General features: G+C 30.7%; 26 protein-coding genes. 18 read left to right on the top strand and 8 right to left on the bottom strand.

The genetic code is table 11. The features are described 5' to 3' along the window. Nucleotides 1–1489 precede the first annotated feature (1489 nt). The 5 genes from QMG60_RS04585 to QMG60_RS04605 are packed head-to-tail and all read left to right on the top strand — an operon-like array spanning nt 1490 to nt 6567. The gene (locus QMG60_RS04585) at nt 1490–2497 is read left to right on the top strand and encodes an O-antigen ligase family protein (RefSeq protein WP_281867021.1); all 1008 of its coding nucleotides are present in this window, start codon (nt 1490–1492) and stop codon (nt 2495–2497) included. Beyond that, on the top strand, nt 2490–3281 hold the full coding sequence (locus QMG60_RS04590; protein ID WP_281867022.1) for a glycosyltransferase: 792 nt from the start codon (nt 2490–2492) through the stop codon (nt 3279–3281). Before QMG60_RS04585 ends, QMG60_RS04590 begins: the two co-directional genes overlap by 8 nt. Further along, entirely contained in the window at nt 3278–4471 is a 1194-nt protein-coding gene (locus QMG60_RS04595; RefSeq protein ID WP_281867023.1) for an O-antigen ligase family protein, read from the top strand. The genes QMG60_RS04590 and QMG60_RS04595 overlap by 4 nt, the downstream gene beginning before the upstream one ends. Then, nucleotides 4458–5582, top strand: coding sequence for a glycosyltransferase (locus tag QMG60_RS04600; protein ID WP_281867024.1), 1125 nt, complete (start codon nt 4458–4460; stop codon nt 5580–5582). The genes QMG60_RS04595 and QMG60_RS04600 overlap by 14 nt, the downstream gene beginning before the upstream one ends. Before the next feature lies 1 nt (nt 5583). Continuing rightward, on the top strand, nt 5584–6567 hold the full coding sequence (locus QMG60_RS04605; RefSeq protein WP_057115485.1) for a UDP-glucuronic acid decarboxylase family protein: 984 nt from the start codon (nt 5584–5586) through the stop codon (nt 6565–6567). Nucleotides 6568–6621: 54 nt separating this feature from the next. Here QMG60_RS04605 and QMG60_RS04610 read toward each other — a convergent pair whose 3' ends face one another. The 4 genes from QMG60_RS04610 to QMG60_RS04625 form a co-directional block, all read right to left on the bottom strand. Then, complete coding sequence (locus QMG60_RS04610; protein ID WP_281867025.1) at nt 6622–7809, bottom strand: glycosyltransferase family 4 protein; 1188 nt, start codon at nt 7807–7809, stop codon at nt 6622–6624. Further along, nucleotides 7809–8897, bottom strand: coding sequence for a UDP-N-acetylglucosamine 2-epimerase (non-hydrolyzing) (gene wecB / locus QMG60_RS04615; RefSeq protein ID WP_281867026.1), 1089 nt, complete (start codon nt 8895–8897; stop codon nt 7809–7811). Before wecB ends, QMG60_RS04610 begins: the two co-directional genes overlap by 1 nt. Before the next feature lie 280 nt (nt 8898–9177). After that, complete coding sequence (locus QMG60_RS04620; RefSeq protein WP_281867027.1) at nt 9178–9708, bottom strand: ORF6N domain-containing protein; 531 nt, start codon at nt 9706–9708, stop codon at nt 9178–9180. 41 nt (nt 9709–9749) lie between these two features. After that, entirely contained in the window at nt 9750–11060 is a 1311-nt protein-coding gene (locus QMG60_RS04625; RefSeq protein WP_281867927.1) for a phenylacetate--CoA ligase family protein, read from the bottom strand. A 133-nt stretch (nt 11061–11193) separates the two neighbouring features. Between QMG60_RS04625 and purD the strand changes: the two genes are divergently transcribed. Further along, nucleotides 11194–12468: a phosphoribosylamine--glycine ligase gene (gene purD / locus QMG60_RS04630; protein ID WP_281867028.1), complete on the top strand. Its 1275-nt coding sequence runs from the start codon at nt 11194–11196 to the stop codon at nt 12466–12468. 44 nt (nt 12469–12512) lie between these two features. Here the strand turns inward: purD and QMG60_RS04635 are convergent, their stop codons facing one another. After that, nucleotides 12513–12743 (bottom strand): hypothetical protein, encoded by a 231-nt coding sequence (locus QMG60_RS04635; protein ID WP_029271378.1) that lies wholly within the window; start codon nt 12741–12743, stop codon nt 12513–12515. A 141-nt stretch (nt 12744–12884) separates the two neighbouring features. Here QMG60_RS04635 and QMG60_RS04640 point away from each other — a divergent pair, with 141 nt between their 5' ends. Beyond that, nucleotides 12885–13814, top strand: a complete 930-nt coding sequence (locus QMG60_RS04640; protein ID WP_281867029.1) for a DUF6427 family protein — start codon at nt 12885–12887, stop codon at nt 13812–13814. Here QMG60_RS04640 and upp read toward each other — a convergent pair. Continuing rightward, nucleotides 13809–14462 carry a uracil phosphoribosyltransferase gene (upp, locus tag QMG60_RS04645; RefSeq protein WP_281867030.1) on the bottom strand — a complete coding sequence of 218 codons (654 nt, stop codon included), beginning with the start codon at nt 14460–14462 and terminating at the stop codon, nt 13809–13811. The two genes, QMG60_RS04640 and upp, sit on opposite strands and share 6 nt — an antisense overlap. Before the next feature lie 110 nt (nt 14463–14572). On the opposite strand from upp, the gene QMG60_RS04650 reads away from it, so the two are divergent. Further along, complete coding sequence (locus QMG60_RS04650) at nt 14573–15178, top strand: DUF4254 domain-containing protein (protein ID WP_057115492.1); 606 nt, start codon at nt 14573–14575, stop codon at nt 15176–15178. Between the two features lie 40 nt (nt 15179–15218). Beyond that, nucleotides 15219–16226, top strand: coding sequence for a glycosyltransferase family 9 protein (locus QMG60_RS04655; protein ID WP_281867031.1), 1008 nt, complete (start codon nt 15219–15221; stop codon nt 16224–16226). On the opposite strand, the gene QMG60_RS04660 is transcribed toward QMG60_RS04655, so the two are convergent. Both QMG60_RS04660 and QMG60_RS04665 read right to left on the bottom strand, forming a co-directional pair. Beyond that, on the bottom strand, nt 16215–16628 hold the full coding sequence (locus QMG60_RS04660) for a hypothetical protein (RefSeq protein WP_057115494.1): 414 nt from the start codon (nt 16626–16628) through the stop codon (nt 16215–16217). The genes QMG60_RS04655 and QMG60_RS04660 overlap by 12 nt on opposite strands. 264 nt (nt 16629–16892) lie before the next feature. Continuing rightward, entirely contained in the window at nt 16893–17945 is a 1053-nt protein-coding gene (locus tag QMG60_RS04665; RefSeq protein WP_281867032.1) for a ferredoxin--NADP reductase, read from the bottom strand. Between the two features lie 128 nt (nt 17946–18073). Here QMG60_RS04665 and QMG60_RS04670 point away from each other — a divergent pair, with 128 nt between their 5' ends. The 9 genes from QMG60_RS04670 to QMG60_RS04710 all read left to right on the top strand — a co-directional run bounded on the left by QMG60_RS04670 (nt 18074) and on the right by QMG60_RS04710 (nt 26171). Further along, on the top strand, nt 18074–19534 hold the full coding sequence (locus QMG60_RS04670; protein ID WP_281867033.1) for a DUF5687 family protein: 1461 nt from the start codon (nt 18074–18076) through the stop codon (nt 19532–19534). A gap of 65 nt (nt 19535–19599) precedes the next feature. Then, on the top strand, nt 19600–20295 hold the full coding sequence (locus QMG60_RS04675; RefSeq protein ID WP_057115497.1) for an ABC transporter ATP-binding protein: 696 nt from the start codon (nt 19600–19602) through the stop codon (nt 20293–20295). Between the two features lie 88 nt (nt 20296–20383). Further along, complete coding sequence (locus QMG60_RS04680; RefSeq protein ID WP_281867034.1) at nt 20384–22996, top strand: tetratricopeptide repeat protein; 2613 nt, start codon at nt 20384–20386, stop codon at nt 22994–22996. Nucleotides 22997–22998: 2 nt separating this feature from the next. Beyond that, complete coding sequence (locus QMG60_RS04685; protein ID WP_057115499.1) at nt 22999–23394, top strand: polymer-forming cytoskeletal protein; 396 nt, start codon at nt 22999–23001, stop codon at nt 23392–23394. Then, a complete protein-coding gene (locus tag QMG60_RS04690) occupies nt 23375–23602 on the top strand; it encodes an AtpZ/AtpI family protein (RefSeq protein WP_057115500.1) in 228 nt (75 codons plus the stop codon). Before QMG60_RS04685 ends, QMG60_RS04690 begins: the two co-directional genes overlap by 20 nt. Nucleotides 23603–23659: 57 nt before the next feature. Next, nucleotides 23660–24052 carry a hypothetical protein gene (locus tag QMG60_RS04695; RefSeq protein ID WP_281867035.1) on the top strand — a complete coding sequence of 131 codons (393 nt, stop codon included), beginning with the start codon at nt 23660–23662 and terminating at the stop codon, nt 24050–24052. Between the two features lie 118 nt (nt 24053–24170). Continuing rightward, complete coding sequence (gene atpB / locus QMG60_RS04700) at nt 24171–25346, top strand: F0F1 ATP synthase subunit A (protein WP_281867036.1); 1176 nt, start codon at nt 24171–24173, stop codon at nt 25344–25346. A 33-nt stretch (nt 25347–25379) separates the two neighbouring features. Then, nucleotides 25380–25580 carry an ATP synthase F0 subunit C gene (gene atpE, locus QMG60_RS04705; RefSeq protein ID WP_026727281.1) on the top strand — a complete coding sequence of 67 codons (201 nt, stop codon included), beginning with the start codon at nt 25380–25382 and terminating at the stop codon, nt 25578–25580. A gap of 90 nt (nt 25581–25670) precedes the next feature. Next, nucleotides 25671–26171: a F0F1 ATP synthase subunit B gene (locus QMG60_RS04710; RefSeq protein ID WP_026727280.1), complete on the top strand. Its 501-nt coding sequence runs from the start codon at nt 25671–25673 to the stop codon at nt 26169–26171. Nucleotides 26172–26174: the final 3 nt, after the last annotated feature.

Raw genomic sequence — 26174 nt, forward strand, 5'->3', positions numbered from 1 at the left:
AACTTTACGGATACTTATCTGTTTTTATTACCTATTTTTCTTTTATATATGTGTTTGGAAACTTTGGTACGGAGCAGGTTTTTCTACGTTTTTCTATTCCCGAAACAAAAAATAAGATAAGTACTCAAAGAACATTACTTTATTTAAGTCTATTTTTTACTCTTTTTTCCGCTTTAACAGGAACATTACTTTTCAAGCATTGGTATAAAGAAATTACTATTAATCCTGTTTTTTTATTTTTTTCGAGTTTAAGTATTATCGGATCAACGTTTTTATTCTCCGTATTACGATTAAACTCAAACTTTGTATTATCTCAGCTTTTGTCAAATAGCTGGAAAATAGGAATGTTTTTTCTTTCAGCAGTATATTTAATTTATAGTTATTCGGACTTCTATTTATTCCTAAATATAATTTCGTTGATTATGATACTTTCTTTTATTTTTTATCTCTTTTATATCATCAAAAAGATTCAATTTAATTTTAGTATAGAGAGAACAAACAGACAGTTATTTCAATCTTCGTTTCATTTTTTTATCTCCATATCTTCTTTCTCCTTAATAATTTTTGCAGATCGTTTTATTGTAGAACATAAATACACATTTGAGAAATTTGGAGATTTCTTTTATCTGAGCACTTTCTTTCTGGCGCCATTTTCTATTATTCAAAGCTATATCGGATTCAAACAATTAATTCATTTTAAGACCAATTTTAAAAAAAGCGATTTTCAACGGTTTTTAAAAAAAGTGATTTTATTTGGCGTTATAATGGCAGTTGGTTTATGCTCAATTACATTTTTAATTCGTTATTTTAAAATAATTAATTTTCCTTTCGAACACTATATAAGCATTATTATCTTGTTATTAATTACAGGAATAGTAAGATTATATGCCTCGTCTATAAGCGCGGCATTTGAAGCAAAAACATCTATTGAAACACTGAGAAAATCGAACTTATTAATTGTTATTATTACAGTCCTGATTTTATTATTTACTTTTATTTTTGTTGATTCGATAGAGATGATAACTGTAAACATAATTATTGTCTGGTTTTTACGAAGTCTTATTTGTAAACAGTTACTTTATAATCAAATTAAAAACGAGAAGTAATGAAAACGCCGTTATCAAAAATATATACATTTCTCTTTTATATAGGGCTTTTCTTTTTTTCATTTAATGAATATAAAGGCATTTCTTTTTTGGGTGAATTTAAAACAGAATCTGGTGCTCTTTTTTTTCTTTTAGGTTTTTTGGTATTAATTGTTGAAAGTATAGCACAAAAAAAAATATCCATCCCTTATAAAAGCACCCTTTTTCAATTATTAGTATTCTTTTTGCTTTGGTGTTTTACAACGACTTTGTTAAATGGAAATACTGTTTTTTCCAATTATTTTAAGCACACTACTGGTTTCAATCGGTTTTTAAGACAGTATTTTTCTTTGCTTCTTTCTTGTATTGTTTTCTTTTTACTTTACTGGAATGTGATTTATAAAATGAAAGTTTCTGATATTCTTTTTAAGATTAGAAAGGTTTTTTTACTTTCATTAATTGTTGCATTTGCTTACGGATTTTTAGAAACTCTGGTTGTAATTTTTGGCTTCGGAACTTTTTATCCTGCTTTAAAATTATTTAGTTATTTGCCTTTTTTAGAAGTTTCCCTTCATTCTGCCGGAAGAATCTCATCTATTGCTTACGAGCCTCCATTTTTGGCTATTTATCTTATAACCATTTCGGGCTGGATGTTTAGTTATATTCTAACTCATAAAAGCCCATTTAAGTTTCTGCCAGCATTTGCAGTTTTATTTTTAACCTATTTTTCAGGCTCCAGAACAGGACTTGTTGTAGTTGTTATTCAGCTGTTTGTATTTTGTACTTTTTTGTATAAAGACCCGCGTTTTAAATCTTATATCGTAAAATCTCTCTTGGGATTTGGATTGGTTTTTTGTTTTTTACTTCTTTTTAATGGAGAGAAAATAGTAAAATCAATAAGTGAAAAAGCCAATTCTTTAGATTTTAAAAAGAACCTGACCAAAAATGTATCCAATCAGTCAAGATTTGGTATGCAGTATGCGGCATTTCAGGTTTTTCTGGAAAATCCTATTATTGGTGTAGGTTTTGGACAACAGGCATATCATATTCGTACCCATTATCCGACCTGGGCAACAAGAAATAACTATGAGTTTGAACTTCTCTATAAAAACAAAAACGAGAGATCTTTTCCGCCGGGATATAATATTTACACAAGATTGCTTGCCGAAACAGGTTTAATTGGAATTATTTTATTCTTAATGCTGCTTTATTTTTCTTTGCGAGAAGCCAGCTTACTGCTGAAAAAAGCAAAAGGTGATGAAAAGATTTTATTAATAATTATTTTGATTTCTCTTATCGGACTATATATAAATTGGCTTCAAATCGATACTTTTAGAATGTATGGCGTATGGCTGAATTTGGCTGTTTTGATTCGATTGAGATACAAACCATTAAACTTAAGAGATGAATAAAATTCTGGTTTTAATTCCATATTATAATAATATCGAAGGTTTGTTAAAATCTCTAAAATCAATAGATGCAGATGAAAATTTGGATGTATTAATTGTGGATGATGGAAGTACAATAAAATTGGAAAAAGAGCTGATTGATGGAAGTTTTAAAGCCAATGGAAAAATCCTTTATAAAATTTCAGAGAAGAATGAAGGAATAGAATCAGCACTGAATCATGGATTAAAAATAGCTCAGAGTCAACAATACCAATATATTGCGAGATTAGATTGCGGCGATGTTTGTTTGGGCAAAAGATTCCAAATTCAGTCTCAATTTTTAGAGAAAAACCCTGAAATTAAAATTGTCGGCTCCAACGTATTGGCTGTAGATTGTAACGATAAATTCTTATATGCAATTAATCTTCCTTTAAATCATGAAGATATAGAAAAGAAAATGTATTTCAATTCAATGCTTATACATCCCGCTATAATGTTTTCTAGTTCAATATTAGACACAATTGGTTATTATCCTACTCAATATAAATCTGCAGAAGATTATGCTTTTTTCTTCACTATTTCGAAGTATTATAAAATGGCAAATATTGCCGAATATCTCACTCAAATAGAGATTAACGAAAAAGGTATATCATTACAAAAGAGGAAACAACAAGTTTTAAGCAGAATTACTATAATAAAGCAGAATTTTTATTTTGGTTTTTATCCGATCTACGGATTAATTAGAAATTACATATTATTGATTCTTCCTTATCGTTTTATTTTGTTTCTAAAAAAAGTAAAAAAATGAAAAGCCTAATCAAGAAGGATCTATATAATTATACAGTTTACTTTATGATCTTAGTGCTTTTCTTTTCGAAAGCACTACCTAACATTGGTCTTATTGTATTAACAATTTTATTTTTTATAGACTTTGATTTTAAGGTATTTAAACCCAATTTTTCTGCAAAAAGTATTCTGTTGTTCTTGTTGCTTTATCTTATAATAAAATCGACATTTTATAATAATTTATCTTTGGACTTTAGGGTTTATAAAGGATTATTATTACTGTTTTGGATTTATATTCTGTTAAACAAAATTGAAGATATAAAAACTTTAAAAGCAGTTATTCTGATAGGGATTAATGCGTGTGTTTTAGTCTCTGTATTTTTAATATCGATATTCTTTTTTCAAACAGGAATTCTGCCTTTTTCTAATACAGCTGAGGTTAATAAGTTACTTCTTTTAGAGCGTCCGTATATTGGCTTTATTGCTGTGCTTGGTTTTTTGTTAGCATTAGAAAAAGCTATCAGCATATCGAAATGGCGTATTCTTTATATATTTAATTCAATCGCTTTATTAGCATTTATTTTATTGATATCAGCCAGAATTTCTATTATCACCATTTTTGTGATTGCTGGAATTTATTTTTTATTTTATTTTAAAGTAAAATGGTACAATAAGATTCTCTACGCTTTAGCATTAATAATTTTGTTTGCAAGTATAATTATATCCAATAAAAACATTCGCGAACGGTTTTTTATAAAAAATAATTTTGAAGAATCTTTACAGCAAGCTTCAGATTATGAGCCAAGAATTGTAATTTGGAATTGTGCCTATAAAATGACAAAGCTAGACGATTTTAACGCTCTAACAGGTTTTGATGGATATGAAACAATTAAAAATCATTTTCTTGATTGTTATGCATCAAGCATTGAAAATCAATCCAAAAAAGAATATTTTTTATCAGAAAAGTTCAATTCGCATAATCAATTCATTGACTTTTATTTAATAGGCGGCATTATAGCATTTCTTTTATTTATTGCTTTTTTTATTAAATTGTTTTTAGAAGTAAAATTGGATTTTTTTAAAATTGCGACAGCTATTTCTTTTTTGCTTTTTTTTATAGTAGAGAACATATTTTACCGACAATTTGGGTGCTATTTGTTTGGTATATTTATACTAATTTTGCTGCAGACAAAACCAAATGAAGAAAATTAAAATAGCACATGTTCTACATTCAGTAGGAGGAGTTGACGTTTCGTTGAGACAGATACTTCACAATCTAGATACTATAAATTTTGAAAATATTGTAATTCATAGTGATTCTGACATTAAGGATAATTTTGTAGATAAAGATTCTAAACCAGTTGTTGATTATCAGCTGCCAATTTACAGAGAGATTTCTTTTATTGATGATCTAAAAGCAATTTTAAAAGCTTGGAAAATTATTCGTAAAGAAAAACCAGATTTAATACACTCACATAGTACTAAAGGAGGTGTAATAGGCAGAGTTGTTGGTTTTTTAACAGGCATAAAAGTTTTGCATACGCCGCAGGCTTTTTCTTTTTTAAGTGCAGAGGGTAAAACTAAAAAAGCATTTTTTTTAAAAATCGAAAAATTGCTTTCAAAAGGAAATACAGTATTATTGGCTTCTTCACAATCCGAATTGAACAGAGCGATAAATGAAGTTGGTTTTCCAAAATCAAAAACAAATCTTTTTAACAATGCGATAGAACCAATCGATAAAATTTTAGAATTATCGATACCAAAAACATGGCCGGACCAATATCTTTGTACCGTAGGAAGACCATGTTATCAAAAAAATATTGAAGAATTAATAAATGTTCTACATGAAGTTAATAAAATAGAAGATGTACATTTGGTAATTTTAGGAGTAGGACATCATGCCGATCATCTTAAACAAGTGGAAAATTTAATTGCAAAACTAAATTTAAAAAACAACGTCACATTGTTGAACTGGACAACTAGAGAAGATGTTTTAAATATTATTAGTAAATCCAAAATTTATCTTTCTACTGCTAGATATGAAGGACTTCCTTATTCTATTATTGAAAGTTTAGCTTTGTCAATTCCGAGTGTGGTATCTGATTGTGATGGAAATAGGGATTTAATTATAAATGATTATAACGGTTATTGCATTAAAGAAAATAATACAATAGAGTTTAGTCAAAAAATTAGAATTTTACTTCAAGACGAAAAATTGTATAATGAGTTTTCAAAAAATGCAAAAGACACATTTGAAAAACACCACAACATTTATAAAAAAATAAAGGATCTGGAATCTATTTACAGAGAGCAATTAAAATAATATGAAAAGAATACTTATCACCGGAGCTGCAGGATTTCTAGGATCGCATTTATGTGACAGATTTATCAAAGAAGGATATTTTGTTATTGGAATGGATAATTTAATTACTGGAGATCTTAAAAATATCGAACACTTATTCAAGTTAGAAAACTTTGAGTTTTATCATCATGATATTACAAAATTTGTTCATGTTCCAGGTGATTTAGATTATATTTTGCATTTTGCTTCGCCGGCAAGTCCGATCGATTATTTAAAAATTCCAATTCAGACTTTAAAAGTAGGATCTCTTGGAACGCATAATTTATTAGGATTGGCGAGAGTAAAAAAAGCACGAATTTTAATTGCGTCAACATCTGAAGTTTATGGAGATCCGTTAGTGCATCCGCAGACCGAAGAATATTACGGAAACGTAAATACAATTGGACCTCGAGGTGTTTATGATGAAGCAAAACGTTTCCAAGAATCTATAACAATGGCATATCATACTTTTCACGGAGTAGAAACCAGAATCGTGCGTATTTTTAATACTTATGGACCAAGAATGCGATTAAACGATGGTCGTGTAATTCCGGCATTCATCGGTCAGGCTTTACGTGGTGAAGATTTAACGATTTTTGGCGATGGTTCACAAACGCGTTCTTTCTGTTATGTAGACGATCAAGTTGAAGGTATTTTTAGATTATTACATTCAGATTATGTATATCCAGTAAATATTGGAAATCCAGATGAAATTACGATTAAAGATTTTGCAGAAGAAATTATAAAACTGACCGGAACAAACCAGAAAGTAGTATATCATCCATTACCAATAAATGATCCATTACAACGTCAGCCAGACACGACAAAAGCAAAAGAATTGTTAGGCTGGGAAGCAAAAGTAAGTCGTTCTGAAGGAATGAAAATCACTTACGATTATTTCAGGTCACTTTCGAAAGAAGAACTTTCAAAAGAAGAACACAAAGATTTTTCGAGTTATATAAAATAAAAAAAGGGGAAATATTCTAATAATATTTCCCCTTTTTCATTTATAATATTTTGCTTAAAAAGCATCATTCTCAATTAGATTTTTCATTTGCTGATCCAGATTAAAATTGCTTTTTGCATGCAGAAAAATTGTCTTTTTCATGCTTTGAATTTTATCTTTTCCAGTTGCTGAAATCTTTTGCAAAGCGACGTTTAAACCTTCAAAATCCTCCACAGGAACAACCCAGCCTAAATTATTTTCCTCGACAATTGATTCTCCTTCGCCACCACCAAAATAAAGAATAGGAAATCCTAAAGCGCTGTATTCAAATATTTTTGAAGGAACAGAACCGTAAATTCTTGTTTTTAGAGGAACAAGAGCAATGTCTAAACTCATCAGTTTTTCGTGCAGGACATTTCGGTCTAACATTCCGTGAAAGATAATTTTCTGCATCGGATTCTCATTCATATAATTTACGATTTGGGCTTTCTCGGCACCATCTCCAAAAATATGCAATTCGATATTCAGATTTTCTAAATTCAATTGTTGAATGAGCTCAAAAACGCCCTGAGCAACTCCTAACAATCCGGCATAAAACAATTTTATTGGTTCGTTAGAATTATCGTTTTCAGGAATAACATTTTCTATAAAATGATCTGGATAATTGCGATATAAAAAGCATTTCTTTTTTGGAAAAATAGAATGAATATGATCAATAATTTCATTAGACTGACCAAAAATATGCGTTGCTTTTTTGTAAATAAAACGTTCTATAAAAAGAAGCATTTTATGCGAAATACTGTTTTTCTTCAAAACCTGAAGTTCAATGGCAGCAGTTGGCCAAAGATCTGAAACATTCAAAATTATTTTTTTCCTTTTGATCCATAGAGCAAAAACAGAAACAAAAGACAACAGCAACGGCGGCGATTGTACAATTACTTTTTTAGGTGTTTTAGCAAATAATAAATAAAAAAACAAAACACTTGAAAACGATAATGTCGAAACAATTCTTTTAAAAATGTTAGAGCTGTTGCTTGGATAAATCCAAAGACGTTTTAAAGTAATATTCTGAATTTTTTCTGTAACCGAAAATTTGCCTTTATATTCTGGAAAAAGTTCGCCTTTTGGGTAATTTGGAAGAGGAGAAATCACCGAAACTTCATATCCGTTTTGGTTTAATTTCAAAGCCAATTGTTCAATTCGATTAGCAGCTGCACCTTTTTCAGGAGGATAATAATTGGATATAATTAAAATGTCGTTCATTATTTCTTTTCCAATAAAATTGAAACAATTCTCTCAGAAGCTTTTCCATCCCATAATTCTGGAATACCGCTTTTTCTGGCACCGTTTTGTAAAAATGAACCAAAAACCTTTTGCAGATTTTTTAAAGATGTTCCCACAATGGTATTAGAACCAATAGTTTCTGTTTCAGGTCTTTCAGTATTATCACGCATAGTAAAACATGGAATTCCAAGAACAGTTGTTTCTTCAGAAATTCCACCGCTGTCTGTAATAACGGCAAAACTGTTTTTGATTAAATACATGAAATTTAAATAACCTTGAGGCGAAACAAAAATGATGTTTTTAAACTCGATTTTGCTTTCACTCAAAATTGCCTGCGTTCTTGGGTGAATTGGGAAAATTATTTTTTTGTCATTCACTAATAAATCAATTCCGTAAAGTAAATCAATAAGTGATGAAACTTCGTCAACGTTTGCAGGACGATGCAACGTTAAAATGATATAGTTTTTCTCTTGTAATTGATGTTCCTTCCAAAAATCTGGCGCTGTAATTCTGTTGATATTTTGATATAAAGTATCGATCATCACATTCCCCACAAAATGCACATTTTCTGGATCTGAACCTAACTTTAATAAATTTTCTGAAGCTGATGTTGAGGTTGTAAAAAAGTAATCAGTAATACTGTCCGTCAGCATTCTATTGATTTCTTCGGGCATTGTTAAATCTCCAGAACGAATTCCGGCTTCGACATGTGCAACTTTTGTATTACATTTTTTTGCCACGATAGAGCAGGCCATTGTTGAGTTTACATCGCCTACAACTAAAACCAAATCACAAGGATTTTGAAGTAATTCTTTTTCGAAAGCAATCATAATTGCTGCAGTCTGTTCGGCCTGAGAACCGCTTTTTACTTCTAAATTAACATCTGGCTGAGGAATATTTAATTCCTCAAAAAAAGTATCACTTAAGTTTTTATCATAATGCTGACCAGTGTGAACCAAACGAAATGAAACATCAAAACCCTCATTCTGCTTACTTTTCACAGCATTAATAATCGGGGCTATTTTTATGAAGTTTGGCCGTGCACCTGCAATAATGGTAATTTTCATAGATTCTTTCTAAAAACTTTCTTTGGCAAAAGTAAAGTTTAAATTGGATTCTAGATAGTTTGAAAGATTTTCTTCTAAGTGTAGATGTGATTTTTTGGAGAATCTCGTAAATTAATCTAATCAGAATTGGAGGTCACAATTTGTGACTTCCAATTATTTAATTTTTGGACTCTTTAAAATCACAATTTGTAATCTTAAAGAATGCTGTTCATTTTCAGTAAGTTTAAAGTTAAGTTTTTAAATCTTGAAGTCGCAATTTGCGACTTCAAGATTTAAAAACTTATTTTTTGTATCCTATTTTGACTCTTTTATTTTCATTTTCTTTTTTCTCCGTTAATTCATCTAAATAAGAAAAAACCAATTCAATATTTTTATCATGATTTTCTAACTTCTTCTGAATCTGAAGAATATCAACTTTAATTTCAGTTGTATCTAAAAGCATTTGTCTCACTTTCGTGAATATACGCATGATTTGAATATTGGTTTGAATTGCTTTGTCACTTTTTAGAACGCTAGATAGCATTAAAACGCCATGTTCAGTGAAAGCAAAAGGAAGATATTTTTGATATTTACCTCTTCCTTTCTCTAAGGTCACAAATTGTGACCTTAGAGAATCATATTCTGTTTTAATAAGTTCAAACATGAAATCTTCTGGAAATCTCGATAAGTTCCTTTTAACGGATTGTTTTAAAACTTTAGTTTCTATTCCATAAAGCAAAGCCAAATCACGATCCAGCATCACTTTTTGTCCGCGGATAAAATATATTTTATTAGAAATTGTTTCTTCAGAAAATAAAGATTGATCGTTCATGAGTTTTTAAATAAAAAAACAAATGTAAGATTTTATTTATATTATAAATGCGATTTAAATTGTTTTAGCTTCCCGCGATTGGTTCTTTCTAAAACCGTTTTTCGGGTAAAAGTGAAGTTTAAATTGGGTTCTAAATATAAATCAATCGCGTCTTTTATTTTTTGAATTTGTGCCGAATCCAATTCTTTTTCAGCAACATATTCAATTTCAAAAGTATCTAAATGAGTTTGTTTGATAATAAATTCCTTTACGTTTCCATCATCTTCAATAATGCTTTTGGTAACGTAATAAAAGGTTAAGCCTGGAGATTTTTTACCGCTTGGTAAAATCGCAACGTCATTGGTTCGTCCAATTAATTTTTTTAAAATTGGTTTTTTAGCAGTACTTTTTTCATCAAGAATTCCGATGTCGCCAATTTCATATCTGATAAAAGGATTTGCTTTGTTGAATAGTGAAGTAATGACAAGTCGGCCTTCTTCCCCGTAAGGGAGAACTTTATCATTTTCATCTAAAATTTCGACAAAAAGTGTTTCAGAATTTATCTGCCATTCTCCCTCAGGATTTTCAAAAGCAATTAAATCCAATTCGGACGCTCCATATTCGCTGATAATCGGAATTCCGAATTGTTTTTCTAACAGTTTTTTATCTGTTTCAAAAAGCATTTCCGAAGTGAGAAAACAAGCTTTTAAAGTTGGGCAGACTTTGTTTAAAATGATATCTTTCTTTTCCAGATATTTCGCAAATAAAACAATAGAACTTGTATAACCATTAATATAATCGAATTTTTTCGATTTGAATTTTTCTAGAAATTTTTCGAGAATCTCATCAGATAAATCAAAAACGGGAAATCGGAAACGATGTGTCATGAAGTCCTTAATACGCTCTTTTTGATATCCAATAAAATCCATCGGAATGCCATAAAAGCGTGCCTGATAAGAATGGTTAAAATCAATTCCAAACCATCCAAAACGCATCATGATTGAAGACCAGGTTAAAGCGTGCGAATATTTATCTTTGGCAAAAACAAAAGGCGTTCCGCTTGATCCGGAAGTTTTGTTGAGGTAAATGTTTTTCTTTGAATAACCGTTTGAAAGTCTTTCTTCAAGCGGTTTTTGTAGATTTTGTTTATTTAAAATTGGCAGATCTTCCCAGTTTTGAATATCTGTATTTCCGACTAATTTCTGGTAAAAAGAATTATTTTTTAAATGAAAATCAACAATTTCCTTTTTTTTATTTTCAAGGAACAAAGCATATTCTTCTTCGGATAAATTCACGATTCGATCCAATTCTACTTTCGCTTTCTTTATCGGAAAGCCGTTCAATCGAAGGGAAAAATCAAAAAGACGAATCATTTTAAGGATAATTTTCATCAAAAATAATATTTACCAATTACTAACAGAGAAGAATCACGAACTTTTTAAGATTTAATTATTTTTTACGTTCAAAAGCAATTATTTTTGCACCACAACTAAATACAACAACACCATGACAATTTTACTATTGGGATCGGGCGGAAGGGAGCATGCATTTGCATGGAAAATGACTCAGAGTCCGCTTTGCGAAAAACTTTTTGTAGTACCTGGAAATGCAGGAACTGCTGCCATTGCTGAAAATGTGGCAATATCTGCGACAGATTTTGAAGCTGTAAAAGCTTTAGTACTTAAAGAAAATATAAGTTTAGTAGTCGTAGGACCTGAAGATCCATTGGTAAAAGGTATTTACGATTTTTTCAAAAACGACGAAAGTTTAAAACATATTCCGGTTATTGGGCCATCTAAATTAGGGGCACAATTAGAAGGAAGTAAAGAATTTGCAAAAGAATTCTTGATGAAACATAATATTCCAACTGCAGCTTATGATAGTTTTACTGCCGAAACAGTTGAAAAAGGATGTGAATTTTTAGAAACTTTACAACCTCCATACGTTTTAAAAGCAGACGGATTAGCAGCAGGAAAAGGAGTTTTGATTATTCAAGATCTTGAAGAAGCAAAAACAGAATTACGCAACATGCTTGTTCATGCAAAATTTGGTACAGCAAGTTCAAAAGTGGTAATCGAAGAATTTTTGGACGGAATCGAATTAAGCTGTTTCGTTTTAACAGACGGAAAAAATTACAAAATTCTTCCAACGGCAAAAGATTACAAACGAATTGGAGAAGGAGATACAGGTTTAAACACAGGTGGAATGGGAGCGGTTTCTCCAGTTCCTTATGTAGATGCTGTTTTGATGGAAAAAATCGAAACTCGAATCGTAAAACCAACAATAGAAGGTTTCCAGAAAGACGGAATCGAATATAAAGGTTTTGTATTTATTGGTTTGATCAATGTGAAAAACGAACCAATTGTTATTGAGTACAATGTAAGAATGGGAGATCCAGAAACAGAAGTAGTTGTACCGAGATTAAAATCAGATTTAGTAGAATTGTTCTTATCTGTTGCAGATCAAAAATTGGGTGATTTTAATTTAGAAATTGATCCAAGAAGTGCTACAACAGTTATGGTAGTTTCTGGCGGATATCCTGAAGATTTCGAAAAAGGAAAAGTAATTTCTGGATTAGAAAATGTTACAGATTCTATAGTTTTTCATGCAGGAACAAAATTAGATAACGAAAATGTCGTTACTAATGGAGGACGTGTAATTGCTGTAACCTCTTACGGAGATAATTTCCAGGAGGCCATAAAAAAATCTTACCAAAACATAGATAAACTAAGCTTTGATAAGATGTATTTTAGAAAAGATATCGGTTTTGATTTAATCTAAAAAATAAATTCACAAGCCCTTTTTAATTAAAGGGTTTGGTTTTTTTATTTTAAAAATGAATGAGCCGTTGTATCTTGGTTTTCTGTTCCAGCGTCATCAAAAATACGTAATTGTTTAATCCAATAAACGATTGCGCATGCACAGATGATCATGAAAATCCAGTTAATTGTGTTTGCACCAAACCATGTAATTAATTCCAAACGACGTAAAAAGTCAAGAGGAGCAAACAAAATGTTAACGAATAAGTATTGTATTCCTTCAAAAAAAGCTGTCATAATTTTTTAAAATTATATGTTATTTATTGTTGTGTAACGCTTTGAAGATAAAATTCAAATGATAGAATCTTTTTTCAACTTGTTCGGTTTTCATTTTAAACAAGTATTATCTTTACAATCACAAAAGTATAAAATATCCTTATGATAACAAGTGTTTTTAAAAAATCTACACCATTAAATTATTCATTGGTCGTAATTTTAATACTGGTTTTCTTTTTTATGTTCCAAATTAAAGACCCATCTTGGGTTACTTCTTATTTTTTGGCTTTCCAAAAAGTGAGTTTGTTATGCTTTATTTTGGCTTCTTTTTTTATGATAAATTTTATTGTAAAAAAGAACGGACTCAGTAAAGACAATGGTTACGCGATACTTTTCTATTTATTATTTCTTTTGTTTTTTCCAACCATATTTAACAATCCAAATGTTATTTATGCGAACTTTTTTATTTTATTGGCACTTCGAAGGCTGATTTCACTTCAATCTCTCAAAGCATCAAAAGAAAAAATATTTGATGCATCATTTTGGATTTTTGTAGCTTCTTTATTTCAATTTTGGAGCGTACTTTTTTTAATATTGGTTTTTATATCAATTGTTTTTCATGTTTCGAGAGATTATAGAAACTGGGTTTTGCCTTTTATTGCATTTTTAGCAGTAGCAGTATTGTTTTATATGACATCTTTAATATTCCATATCGATGCCATCGCATTTTTTCAAGAAAGAGCTGTAATTGATTTTAGAATCGATTATTTTAAAAATAATTACGAAAACGGAGCACTTTCAATATATACCGCCGTTGCCTTATTTTTTGTTACTTCGATGTTAATGACATTATCAAACAGACCGCAGATTGTTCATTCTTCTTATAAGAAAATTGTAGCCTGCTTTTTTATTGCGGCTTTTGTGTATATCATTTCACCAAATAAGAGCAATGATTTATTATTGTTCAGTATCGCACCATTAGCAATTATGGCAACAAGTCATGTTGAATATATGCAGCAAAAATTGAACAACGAAATTGTATATTATGTGTTGATTGTCTGCAGTTTATTTACATTCTTTTCTCAATTATAATTTACTTCCGTAAGCCAGATCTCCAGCATCGCCAAGACCAGGAACAATGTAATTTTTCTCATTTAGTTTTTCGTCTAAAGAAGCAACCCATAAGTGACAATTATCCGGAAGATTTTTTTCTAGATAAGCGACGCCTTCTGGTGCGGCAATAACCACTACAATATGAATTTCTGTAGGAGCTGCATTTTCGACTAATTTTTTGTGAACCGCTACAATAGACTGACCCGTTGCGAGCATTGGATCAAGAAGTAAAACCGTTTTATTGTTTAAGTTTGAAATAGCCTGATATTCAACCAAAATTTCGAACTCATCATCATTATTAGGATGATATCTGCAGGCCGAAACAAAGCTGTTTTCTGCGTGGTCAAAATAATTTAGAAAACCGTTATGAAGTGGTAATCCAGCTCTTAGGATTGGGCATAAAACTAAATCTGTTTCAATTTCTGTTGTTTTTTTAATGCCGAGAGGCGTTTGAATATCAACATTTTTGTATGGCAAAATTTTACTCAATTCATAGGCCATGATTTCTCCAATGCGTTCAATATTTCTACGAAAACGCATACTGTCGTTCTGCACATTTACATTTCTAATTTGTCCTAGAAAATGATTTAATACACTGTTATTCTCAGAGATATAATGAATTTTCATAATATTTTTTTAGTAGATCAATAGTTTTTTAAGAAGAATTGAAAAATTAGTAGTTTTTTTCAAACTATAAAAGTATAAAAAGTATCTTTGTTTTATAAAAAAATAAAAACATGTTTTCAAAATTAGCATATTCTGTTTTCGAGCAAAGTATCAAAGATTATCATCAATTTGATAATGTTGATCAGCCGATTAATAATCCTTATCCAAAAGATAAGTTTGAACATTTATTATATTTGAAAAATTGGATTGATACTGTTCAATGGCATTTTGAAGATATTATTCGTGATCCGCAAATTGATCCTGTTGCAGCCTTGACTTTAAAAAGAAGAATTGATGCCTCAAATCAGGAACGTACTGATATGGTGGAATATATCGACAGCTATTTTTTACAAAAATACAGTGATGTAAAAGTAAAAGACGGAGCAAAAATCAACTCTGAAAGTCCTGCTTGGGCATTTGATAGATTGTCTATTTTAGCTTTAAAAATTTATCACATGAATGAAGAAGCAACTCGTGCAGAAGCTTCACAAGAACATAGAGATAAATGCCAGGAAAAATTAAATATTCTTTTAGAACAAAGAACAGATTTATCTACAGCAATTGAAGAATTATTGACAGATATTGAAAATGGTGATAAATTCATGAAAGTGTACAAACAAATGAAAATGTACAATGATGATGAATTGAATCCAGTTTTATATCAAAATAAAAAATAATTTGGCAGACTTGTCTAGCAAAATTAAGCATATAGCCGTCATGAGACTATCCGCAATGGGAGATGTCGCCATGACGGTTCCTGTTTTACGCGCTTTCGTAAAACAATATCCAACGGTGAAATTGACAGTTATTTCCCGTCCTTTTTTCAAACCTTTTTTTGATGGAATCCCAAATTTGGAATTTTTTGCGTTTGATGAAAAAAAAAGACACAAAGGATTTCTTGGACTTGTACGTTTATATAACGACGTAAAAAAACTAAAAATTGATGCTTTTGCAGATCTTCATAATGTATTGAGATCTAAAGTTGTGAGCTTACTTTTCGCTTTAAGCGGAAAAAAAAGAGCAACTGTAGACAAAGGCCGAGAAGGAAAAAAAGAATTAACAAGAGCCGAGAATAAGATTTTTAAACAATTGCCAACGATGTTCCAAAGACATTCAAAAGTGTTTGAAGAACTTGGTTTTCCGTTAGATTTATCCAATCCGAGTTTTCCTGAAAAAGCAGTTTTAAGTGCCGAAATTTTAGAAATCATCGGCGGAAAAAATCAAAAATTAATTGGAATTGCACCTTTTGCACAATATGATTCTAAGGTTTATCCAATAGATTTAATGAAAGAAGTTGTAGCAAAATTAGCTGAAAATTCAGCTTATAAAATTTTACTTTTTGGCGGCGGAAAAAAAGAAATCGAGATTTTAGATTCACTTTCGCAGCAGTATGAAAATGTAATTAATATGGCTGGGAAAATTAAATTTCAGCAGGAATTACAATTGATAAGCAATCTAGATGTTATGCTTTCTATGGATTCTGGAAATGCACATATTGCGGCAATGCTCGGCGTTAAAGTTATTACACTCTGGGGGGCTACGCATCCGTACGCAGGATTTTTACCCTTTAATCAAAGTTTAGAAAATGCTTTAACTTCAGACAGAAATCAATATCCTCAACTGCCAACTTCTGTTTACGGAAATAAAGTTGTTGAAGGTTACGAAGATGCAATGAGAAGTATTTCTCCAAAAGATATAGTAGAGAAAATTCAGTTAAGCATATAATCCATTAAAATCATAGAGGAAATATCCAATTGTTTTCTTTTTGTTTCTATTAGCAACAATTACAACAAAATGATTTTCTTTTTCTGTAGACAGCAAAATATGTTCAAAATCTTCTGTTGAATTTCTATAGACTTTATGTACCAATTGAGATTCTTTAATTTTTCGGGATAGTATGTTAGCCGCTTTTAACTTACTTACATAAGGCCAGATATTAAAAAAATTATGATCAGAAACTTTTACTTCTGTCATTTTTCCACTCATTGTTGAGTCATATTTTTCTTTAGACAGTAATTTTGGTCCTTTTTTATTTCGTTGTTTTTTAATTATGAAGTAAACGCAAATAAGGGATGTGATTACAAAAAGCGCGATAAAAGATAAACGAAGGTAGTGATGCGTTGCCATAATATTTAATATTTAAATGTGTTGACAAATTTTATTTAGTAATAGAGCAATATGCATAGATTGCGATTACCATAATTTCACCCCTAATATAATAAAAATTCAGCAATTTTTCAATTAAAAATTGGTTTTATAATAAATGGAGATTAATACCCAATCTTTCATTCTCATTTTGTAAAAAATTATAACATTTATAATAAGTCAAAAAAAATCCAAATTCCAGTTTTATTTGGAATTTGGATTTTTTAATATTGAAATTTCTAAATACTAAACATCGTCGTAGTCAACATAAATAGTTTCAGAAGTTGGATGCGCTTGACAAGTTAAAATTAATCCTTCGGCAATTTCGCTGTCTGTTAAAATAGAATTTTTAGTCATTTCGGCAGATCCTGCAGTAACACGTCCTAAGCAGCTGCTGCAAATTCCGCCTTGGCAAGAATACGGAGCATCAACTCCTTGTTTTAGAGCAGCATCTAGAATAGTCTGTTTTTTAGACATTTCAAAAGTAGTTTCCTCATCGTCTACCAAAACCGTAATTTTTGTATGCCCTTCTTGAGAACCTTGAATTATGTGTTCTTCAGAAGAAGAAGTAAAAAGCTCAAATTTAATAGCAGATTCTTTTACGTTTTTCTCTTTCAAAACATCAGAAACAGTATTGATCATTTCTTCTGGTCCGCACAAGAAGAATTTATCAAACTCAAGTTCTTTATGTTTGTTATTTAAAACAAAATTCACAGCAGATTTTTCAATTCTTCCAAACAAAGCATTTTCAGCTTTTGCCTGACTAAATACGTAATGCACAAAAAATCTGCCTACATATTGTAATTGTAAATCATGAAGTTCTTGATGAAACATAGTGTTTTCTGGAGTTCTATTTCCATAAACCAATACAAATGAACTTTTTGGCTCATTTTTTAAAACCGTTTTTATGATAGAAAGAACCGGAGTAATACCACTTCCTGCAACAAATGCGGCGTAATTTTTTTGTCTTTCAGCATCAGGCTCAAAAGTAAATTTTCCTTCTGGCTGACCCACTTCAAGAACATCTCCTGATTTTAATTTTGTATTGGCAAACTGAGAAAAAAGACCATTTTTTACAGCTTTGACAGCAATTCTTAATTCGCCGCTGTCTGGTGCAGAACAAATAGAATAAGCACGTCTAATTTCTTGGTTATCAAGAGTTAATTTTAAGTTTATATATTGACCAGCTATAAATTTATAATCTGGTTTTAGTTCTTCGGGAACATTAAAAAGTATAGAAACAGCATCTGCAGTTTCGCGTTTTACCTCTTTAATTATAAGTTTTAAGAATGAAGGCATGTTAGAATTTTTCTGCAAAAGTAGCAAACCAGTGTTAAATGATTAGCACGAAATTATTTTTTTTAACTTTTTTTGTAACGTTTTCCTACATTTGATCTCTTACTACACAGAAACTAAAACTATAAACCATGATTAAGAAGTTTATTTACCTAGAATGGAAGGCCTTTATTAGATCGGCATCTTTTGGTAAAAACCTAACAATGAAAATTATAATTGGATTTTTAATGATCTATTTTTCATTAATTTTTATCGGAATGGGAGTTGGAGCATTTTATGTTTTAAAGGACATGAAATTAGAACCATTAGTAACCATTAACAAATTTCTGATTTATTATTTTCTATTCGATTTGATAATTAGGTTGTTACTGCAGTCAATCCCAGTTTTAAATATCAAACCATTATTAGTTTTACCCTTTAAAAAACCAACGATTGTGCATTTTTCTTTAGGCAAAACAGTTTTGTCTTTTTTTAATTGGGTGCATGCCTTATTTTTTATTCCGTTTTCGGTTGTATTAATTTTGAACGGATATGATGTTGTTGGAATTGTTTTCTGGCATTTGGGAATTATGGCCATAATTTACATCAATAACTTTTTGAATATTATATTAAGTAATATCGATAAATTATTTGCTGTTTTTGTAGTATTGATTCTGGCTTTAGCAGGAGCACAATATTATAAATTGTTTGATATTACGACTTTTACAACTCCGTTTTTTCAAAATTTTTACGACATAGAAGGAGTGTTTTTAATTCCGATTTTAGTATTAATCGTGCTGCATGCTTTTACTTTTAAATACTTCAAGAAAAATTTATATCTAGATGCTGGATTATCTGTAAAACAAGACATTGCTTCGACAGAAAATCTTACTTGGCTGAATCAATTTGGAACCTTGGGGACATTTCTTAAAAATGATATTAAACTCATCAAAAGAAATAAGAGATCGAAAACTACTATTTTTATGAGTTTTCTCTTTTTATTTTATGGATTAATATTTTTTGCAAACTCGCATCAACCAGCAGTAATGCACATTTTTGCGGGCATATTTGTTTCAGGCGGATTCTTGTTTGTATTTGGTCAGTTTGTGCCAAGCTGGGATAGTTCTTATTATCAATTATTGATGACACAAAATGTTCCGTATCGTGGTTACATTACCTCTAAGTGGTGGCTGATTGTTATTGCAACTTTCATTTCTACAATTCTGGCTTCGTTTTATCTTTTTTACGGCTGGGAAGTGTATTTAACTATTGTCGTTGGAGCAATTTATAATATAGGAGTCAACTCGCATTTAGTTCTTTTAGGCGGTGCATTTACCAAAACGCCAATCGATTTAAGCAACGCCGGCGGAGCTTTTGGAGATAAAAAAGCGTTCAATGTTAATGCTATGCTTCTTTCGCTGCCAAAAATTTTACTGCCTTTAGCGCTGTACTCAATCGGACTTTATCTAAACAACAAAAATCTTGGATTAGGGTTAGTGGCTGGTGCAGGTGTTTTAGGATTTATTTTTAGAGATAAGGTTTTTTCTTTAATCGAAAAAAGATACAAAATCGAAAAGTACAGTACAATAAATGCTTATAAACAAAAAAGTTAAAATGTGCCAATTTGATAATCATCAATTAGAAATCTAAAATCAACAATCTAAAATCTAAAATTAAAATGATACAAGTAAATCAACTTATAAAAAATTATAACGGAACAACAGTTTTAAACATAGAAAATCTTGAAATTCCAAAAGGACAAAGTTTCGGATTAGTAGGAAACAACGGCGCAGGAAAAACCACATTTTTCAGCCTTCTTTTAGATTTAATTCAACCCTCAAAAGGAAGTATTCATAACAATAATATTCAGGTAAATACAAGTGAAAATTGGAAATCTTTTACCGGCTCATTTCTTGACGAAAGTTTCTTAATCGGCTATTTAACACCAGAAGAATATTTCTATTTTATTGGAGATCTTCGCAATCAAAATAAAGCTGATGTTGATGCTTTATTAGCTCAGCATGAAGAATTTTTTAATGGAGAAATTTTAAAAAATAAAAAGTATCTAAGAGACTTGTCTAAAGGAAATCAGAAAAAAGTAGGTATAATTGCTACACTTATAGGTAATCCAGAAGTTATTATTTTAGATGAGCCTTTTGCCAATTTAGATCCAACTACTGTCAGCAGGTTAAAAAAAATCATCAAAGATCTAGCAGATAATCCAAATGTTACGGTTTTAGTTTCAAGCCACGATTTACAGCATACAGTAGAGGTTTGCGACCGAATTGTAGCCCTTAATAAAGGAGAAATTGTAAAGGATATCAAAACTTCAAAAGAGACCTTGCAGGAACTAGAATCGTTTTTTGCGGTATAAGTTTTTAGATTACAAAAAGAAGCGTATTTTTACAAGTCTATATACTAAAATCGATTTTTAGTAGTTATCTGTTTTAAACTCTTTTCTATTGAAAAAGAATACTCTTAAATATAGTTTTACTTTCGTTTTTTTATTCTTTTTGATAGCTTGTTCTACCAAAAAAAATACCTTTTTGTCTAGAACTTCGCATTCTGTTGGCACGAAATATAATATTTTGTACAATGGAGGAATTGGTCTAGATAAAGGCTTAAAATCTATTCAAGCCAATGATCAAGATAATTTTTGGAAATTACTGCCAATTGAAAAAATGCAGTTTGACGAAAATTTTTCTGAAGGAGAAAAAGCTAAAAATCCAGATTTTGAGCGCGCAGAAACAAAAGCGACCAAAGCCATTCAAAAACACTCCATGAATATTGGAGGCAGGGAAAGAAATTCACAAATTGACGAAGCGTATTTAATGCTCGGAAAAGCAAGATATTACGATCAGCGTTTTATTCCTGCAGTTGAAGCATTCAATTATATTTTATACAAATATCCGAACAGCAATAATATTTATACTGCTAAAATCTGGCGCGAAAAAACCAATATGCGTTTAGGTAACGATGCCATTGCGTTAAAAAACATTAAGCTGCTGCTCAAAAATATAGATTTAGACAAACAGACTTACGCTGATGCTAATGCTCTTCTGGCTGAAGCTTTTATAAATTTAGAAGAAAAAGATAGTGCTGTTGCCAAACTAAGAATTGCTGAGGAATTTACAAGAAAGAATGAAGAGCGAGCTAGATACCGTTTTATTCTTGGCCAAATGTATCAGGAACAAGGAAAACGGGACAGTGCAATTTATTTTTATGATGGTGTAATCGATTTGAATCGAAAAGCAGATCGTAAATATATGATGCACGCGTACGCTAAAAAAGCACAGTTGTATGATTATGAAAAAGATAATGATACCATCTTTTTAAAAATGTTTAATAAACTTGTTACTGACCGAGAGAATCGCCCTTATTATGATGTGCTGTTTTACGAAATGGGAGTTTTTTATGATAAAAAGAAAGATCAAGAAAATGCCTTAAAGTTTTATAACAAGTCTTTAGGAAGAAAATCAAAAGATCCATATTTGGTGGCTTCTGCATACAGAAACATTGGGAACATGTATTTTAAAAATACAAATTATACAATGGCTGCTAAATATTATGACAGTACATTGGTGAAATTAGATCCTAAAACCAGAGAATACGCCTTTATAGAAAAAAACAGAAAAAACCTTGATAATGTAATTAAGTACGAAGCTATTGCAAAACGCAATGATAGTATAATTAAGGTATACAATCTGCCGGCAACTGAGAAAAAGATTTATTTCGAAAATTATATTGCAGAGTTAAAAAAGAAAGATGAAGCCAAACGACTTTTAGAAGAAAAAGAAAAAGAGCGTTTAGCAAATATCGACTTAAACTCCCAGGCACAGATTTCAGGAAATGGAGCTGTAAATCCACAGTCTTTAGGAAAACCTGTAGAACCAGAGGGAGTAGGAATGCCTCCTGGAGCAAATGAAAACGGAAGCACATTTTATTTCTATAATCCAACAACGGTTGCTTATGGAAAATTGCAATTTAAAAAAATGTGGGGTAATAGAACATTGGGCGGCAACTGGAGATTGGCAGGAATAAAATCTGCTAACAACGATGCAATGAACGATACCATCAATACTAAAGATGTTGCAAATGCTTTACAAGATACAGTGGTTGCAGAAAAATATACTGTAGCCTATTATGTAAAACAACTTCCTACGTCACAGCCAGCAATGGACAGTATTGGTATAGAACGTAATTTTGCATACTACCAATTAGGACTTATATATAAGGAGAAGTTTAAAGAATATAATTTGGCTAGTGATAAACTAGAACAATTACTGCGCAACAATCCAGAAGAAAAACTGGTATTGCCGACGATGTATAATTTGTATAAAATTTACCAAATTACAAATCCACAAAGAGCAGAAGAGATAAAAGCAGAAATTTCATCTAAATATCCAACTTCAAGATATGCTCAAATTTTAAATAATAGAGCAGAAGATCCTAACTCAAGTCCAGACAAAGAATACCAAAAATGGTATAAACTTTTTGAAGAAGAAAAATTTGATGAAGTCTTAGCCAATATTGATAATTTGATCAATCAATATTCTGGAGATGATATCGTTTCGAAATATGAATTATTAAAAGCCAATACTTTAGGAAAAGTAAATGGTTTAGAAGCTTATAAAAAAGGACTTGAAAATGTAGCCGATAATTATCCGAATAGTGAAGAGGGTAAAAATGCAAGAGAAATTCTAGAGAAACAAGTGCCGGCTTTAGAAAGATTAAATTTTACAACAGTAGACAACAAAAGCTGGAAAATTTTATATGCAGTTCCTAATAGTGATACTAAAACGCTTAAACAAATTGAAGAAGCGATTAGAGTATTTTTATTAGTTGAAAATTTTGAACGCTTAACAACTTCTTTTGATAAATACAATCAATCTGAAAGTTTTGTAATTATTCATGGTTTAAAATCTGAAGCTTATGCTAAAGATGTTGCGGGAGTTTTGAGAGATGACAAAAAATATAAAATTGCACATCCTGCTGTTATTATATCAACAGATAATTACAAAGTGGTTCAAATTAAAAAGAACCTCGAAGCCTATTTGACCCCAAAAACCCCATAATAATGTTTGAAAAAGTAAAAAAAAGCGGAACAGAGCAATTAGGAAAAACAAATCGTATTGTAGAAGGAACATCGATAGTAGGAGACATAGTGTCAAAAGCCGATTTTAGATTAGACGGCGAATTGATTGGAAATTTTACTTCACAAGGAAAAATTGTAATAGGCGCAAAAGGAGCTGTCAAAGGAGAAATTATTTGTAATAATGCGGATATTGAAGGAGAATTTCATGGAAAAATAAAAGTTCTTGAAATCCTTAATATTAAATCGACTGCTCAAATACATGGAGAAGTAGCAGTAGGAAAACTTTCTATAGAACCAGGAGCCGATTTTACAGCAACCTGTACCATGCTTACTCATAATAAAGAAGTAACCCTAAAAGATGGAAAAGGAACCGAATAATAATAGAAGAAATAAATGGCTTGCATTTATTAATATTCCTTTTCAAATGGGAGTTATTATTTTTGTATTCTCTTACTTTGGAACTTGGCTTGACGAAAAGCATCCAAGTCCCAAAGTATATTACAATACCATTTTTGTTATGCTTGGAGTTGGAGTCGCATTATATAATGTAATTCGCCAGGTAAACGATATTAATAAGACAAAGTAGTTTTTAGTAAAAACAGCTTAAGATAAAAGTTGCATCTTTGCGCAAAAATTATCTCAAATGCTTTTAAAAAATTACAAACCGGTATTTTATTTATTTTGTTTTGCTTTAACAGCTTATATTCTACACAAAGCAATTTTCTTTTTTTGTGAAATTAATATTCAAAACTTTCATTACAGTTTAGAATTACAGTATTTATTCTTCTTCGGAATTTCGGCTTTATTATACCTTATATTATTAATAGTAAAAAAGAAGAATTTTGAAATCGTCGGGATGACGTTCTTATTTGGAACTTTTGCACAAATGTTATTGGGATATTTAATTCTGCAGCCAATTTTAAAAATCAAAACTGGAGAAACCGATGTTGAAAAGATTAGTTTTTTTATAACATTTGTGCTGTTTTTGTTATTTCAGACGCTTTTAACTGTCCGATTATTAAATGAAAAGCGTTAAAATAACAATTCTTTAAAACAAGGTTTAAAAATAATTTTTCATATCCTTTTGAATATTAATAAAAAATGTACCTTTGCACCAAATTTTAGAAACGTAAAAAAATAAGATTTTCCACGATATGGTGATTTCAAACAAACCGCTCAGCTTTATTCTTGCCGCTTTTGTAGCTTCTCTACCAATTATGGGTTTTGCAAATCCAGAGAATGACTCAACGCATGTTCAAACTGAAACAGCTCATGAAGAGAAAGTAGTTTCACACAATGCCCCTGAGGAAGGAGAGCATGCTGCTCTTGATCCAAAAGCAAAAGTGGACGCTTTTATTGATCATCACTTACAAGATTCTCACGATTTTGTTTTCTTCTCAGATGAGAAAGAAAACAAACATTATGGTTTTTCATTACCAGTTATACTTATTGATGGAGGATTGAAAATTTTCTCTTCTTCAAAATTACACCACGGTGAAGCAGTTGCAGAAGTTGACGGAAACTTTTACAAATTAGTTCACGGTAAAATTTACAAAACAGATGCTGCCGGCACAATTAATTTTAATGAGCACGGACATCCAGAAAATGAAAAACCATTAGATTTTTCTATTACAAAAAATGTAGTGTCAATGCTTTTCGTTGCAGTACTATTATTTTTAATGTTTACTGCTTTAGCAAGATCATATAAAAAAGGACCAATCCCAACTGGATTTGGTAGAGTTTTAGAACCACTTATTATTTTTATTAGAGACGAAATCGCTGTTCCTAATATTGGTGAGAAAAAATACCGTAAATATATGGGTTACCTATTAACTGTATTTTTCTTTGTTTGGTTGTTAAACTTATTAGGAATGACTCCACTAGGAATTAACGTTACAGGTAACATCGCTATTACAGTTTGTTTAGCAGCATTTACTTTCATCATTACACAATTTAGTGCAAACAAAGATTATTGGGGACACATTTTCTGGATGCCAGGAGTACCAGTTCCAATGAAAATTATTTTAGCACCAATTGAAGTTTTAGGAACATTAACAAAACCATTTGCATTATTAATTCGTTTGTATGCAAACATTACTGCAGGTCACGTAGTAATTATGAGTTTGATCGCTATGATTTTCGTAGGTAAAAATTTAGCAGCAGATTTGCCAATCTCATTAGGTTTAACATTGTTTATCTCTGTTATTGAAGTTTTAGTTGCATTTTTACAAGCGTTTATCTTCACGATGTTATCATCACTATTTATTGGTATGGCTGTTCAGGATCATGATCATGCTCACCACCACGAAGATGAAACAGCAATTATTTAATTTAGAAGTTTAATTTTATATATATAAATAGTTATGGGAACAATTCCAACTTTAGTAGGTGCTGGTTTAGTAGTAATCGGTGCAGGTTTAGGTTTAGGTAAAATCGGTGGATCTGCTATGGACGCTATTGCTCGTCAGCCAGAAGCTGCTGGTAAAATTCAAACTGCGATGATTATTATCGCGGCTTTATTAGAAGGTTTAGCATTTGCTGCTTTGATCTTAGGAAAAAACTAATAAAGAAAAAACTAACAACATCTTTAACGGTTGGTTAAAGGTGTTGTTACCTTTTAAAAAAAGAAATTAAATATTTTAATATAGTATAAAATGGATAAGTTAATTAACGATTTTTCATTCGGTTTATTCTTTTGGCAAGCTTTAATCTTGTTAGTATTAATTTTACTTTTGGTGAAATTTGCATGGAAACCAATTATGGAGTCTATTACTGCAAGAGAAGAAGGTATTAAAAATGCATTGCTTTCTGCTGAAAACGCAAAGAGAGAAATGGAAAATTTACAAGCTGACAATCAAAGAATTTTGAATGAAGCTCGTGCAGAACGTGACGCGATGCTAAAAGAAGCTCGTGAAATGAAAGAGAAAATGATTGCTGATTCTAAAAACGAAGCACAAGAGGCTGGTCAAAAAATGATCGAACAAGCTAAAGCTGCTATCGAAAGCGAAAAGAATGCTGCAATGGCAGAATTGAAATCTCAAGTTTCAACTTTATCATTAAGTATTGCTGAGAAATTATTGAAAGAAGAATTATCTAACAAAGAATCTCAAACTAAATTAGTTGAGAAAATGTTAGGTGACGTAAAGTTAAACTAAGAT

The sequence above is a fragment of the Flavobacterium sp. GSB-24 genome (assembly GCF_027924665.1).
Taxonomy (GTDB): Bacteria; Bacteroidota; Bacteroidia; order Flavobacteriales; family Flavobacteriaceae; genus Flavobacterium.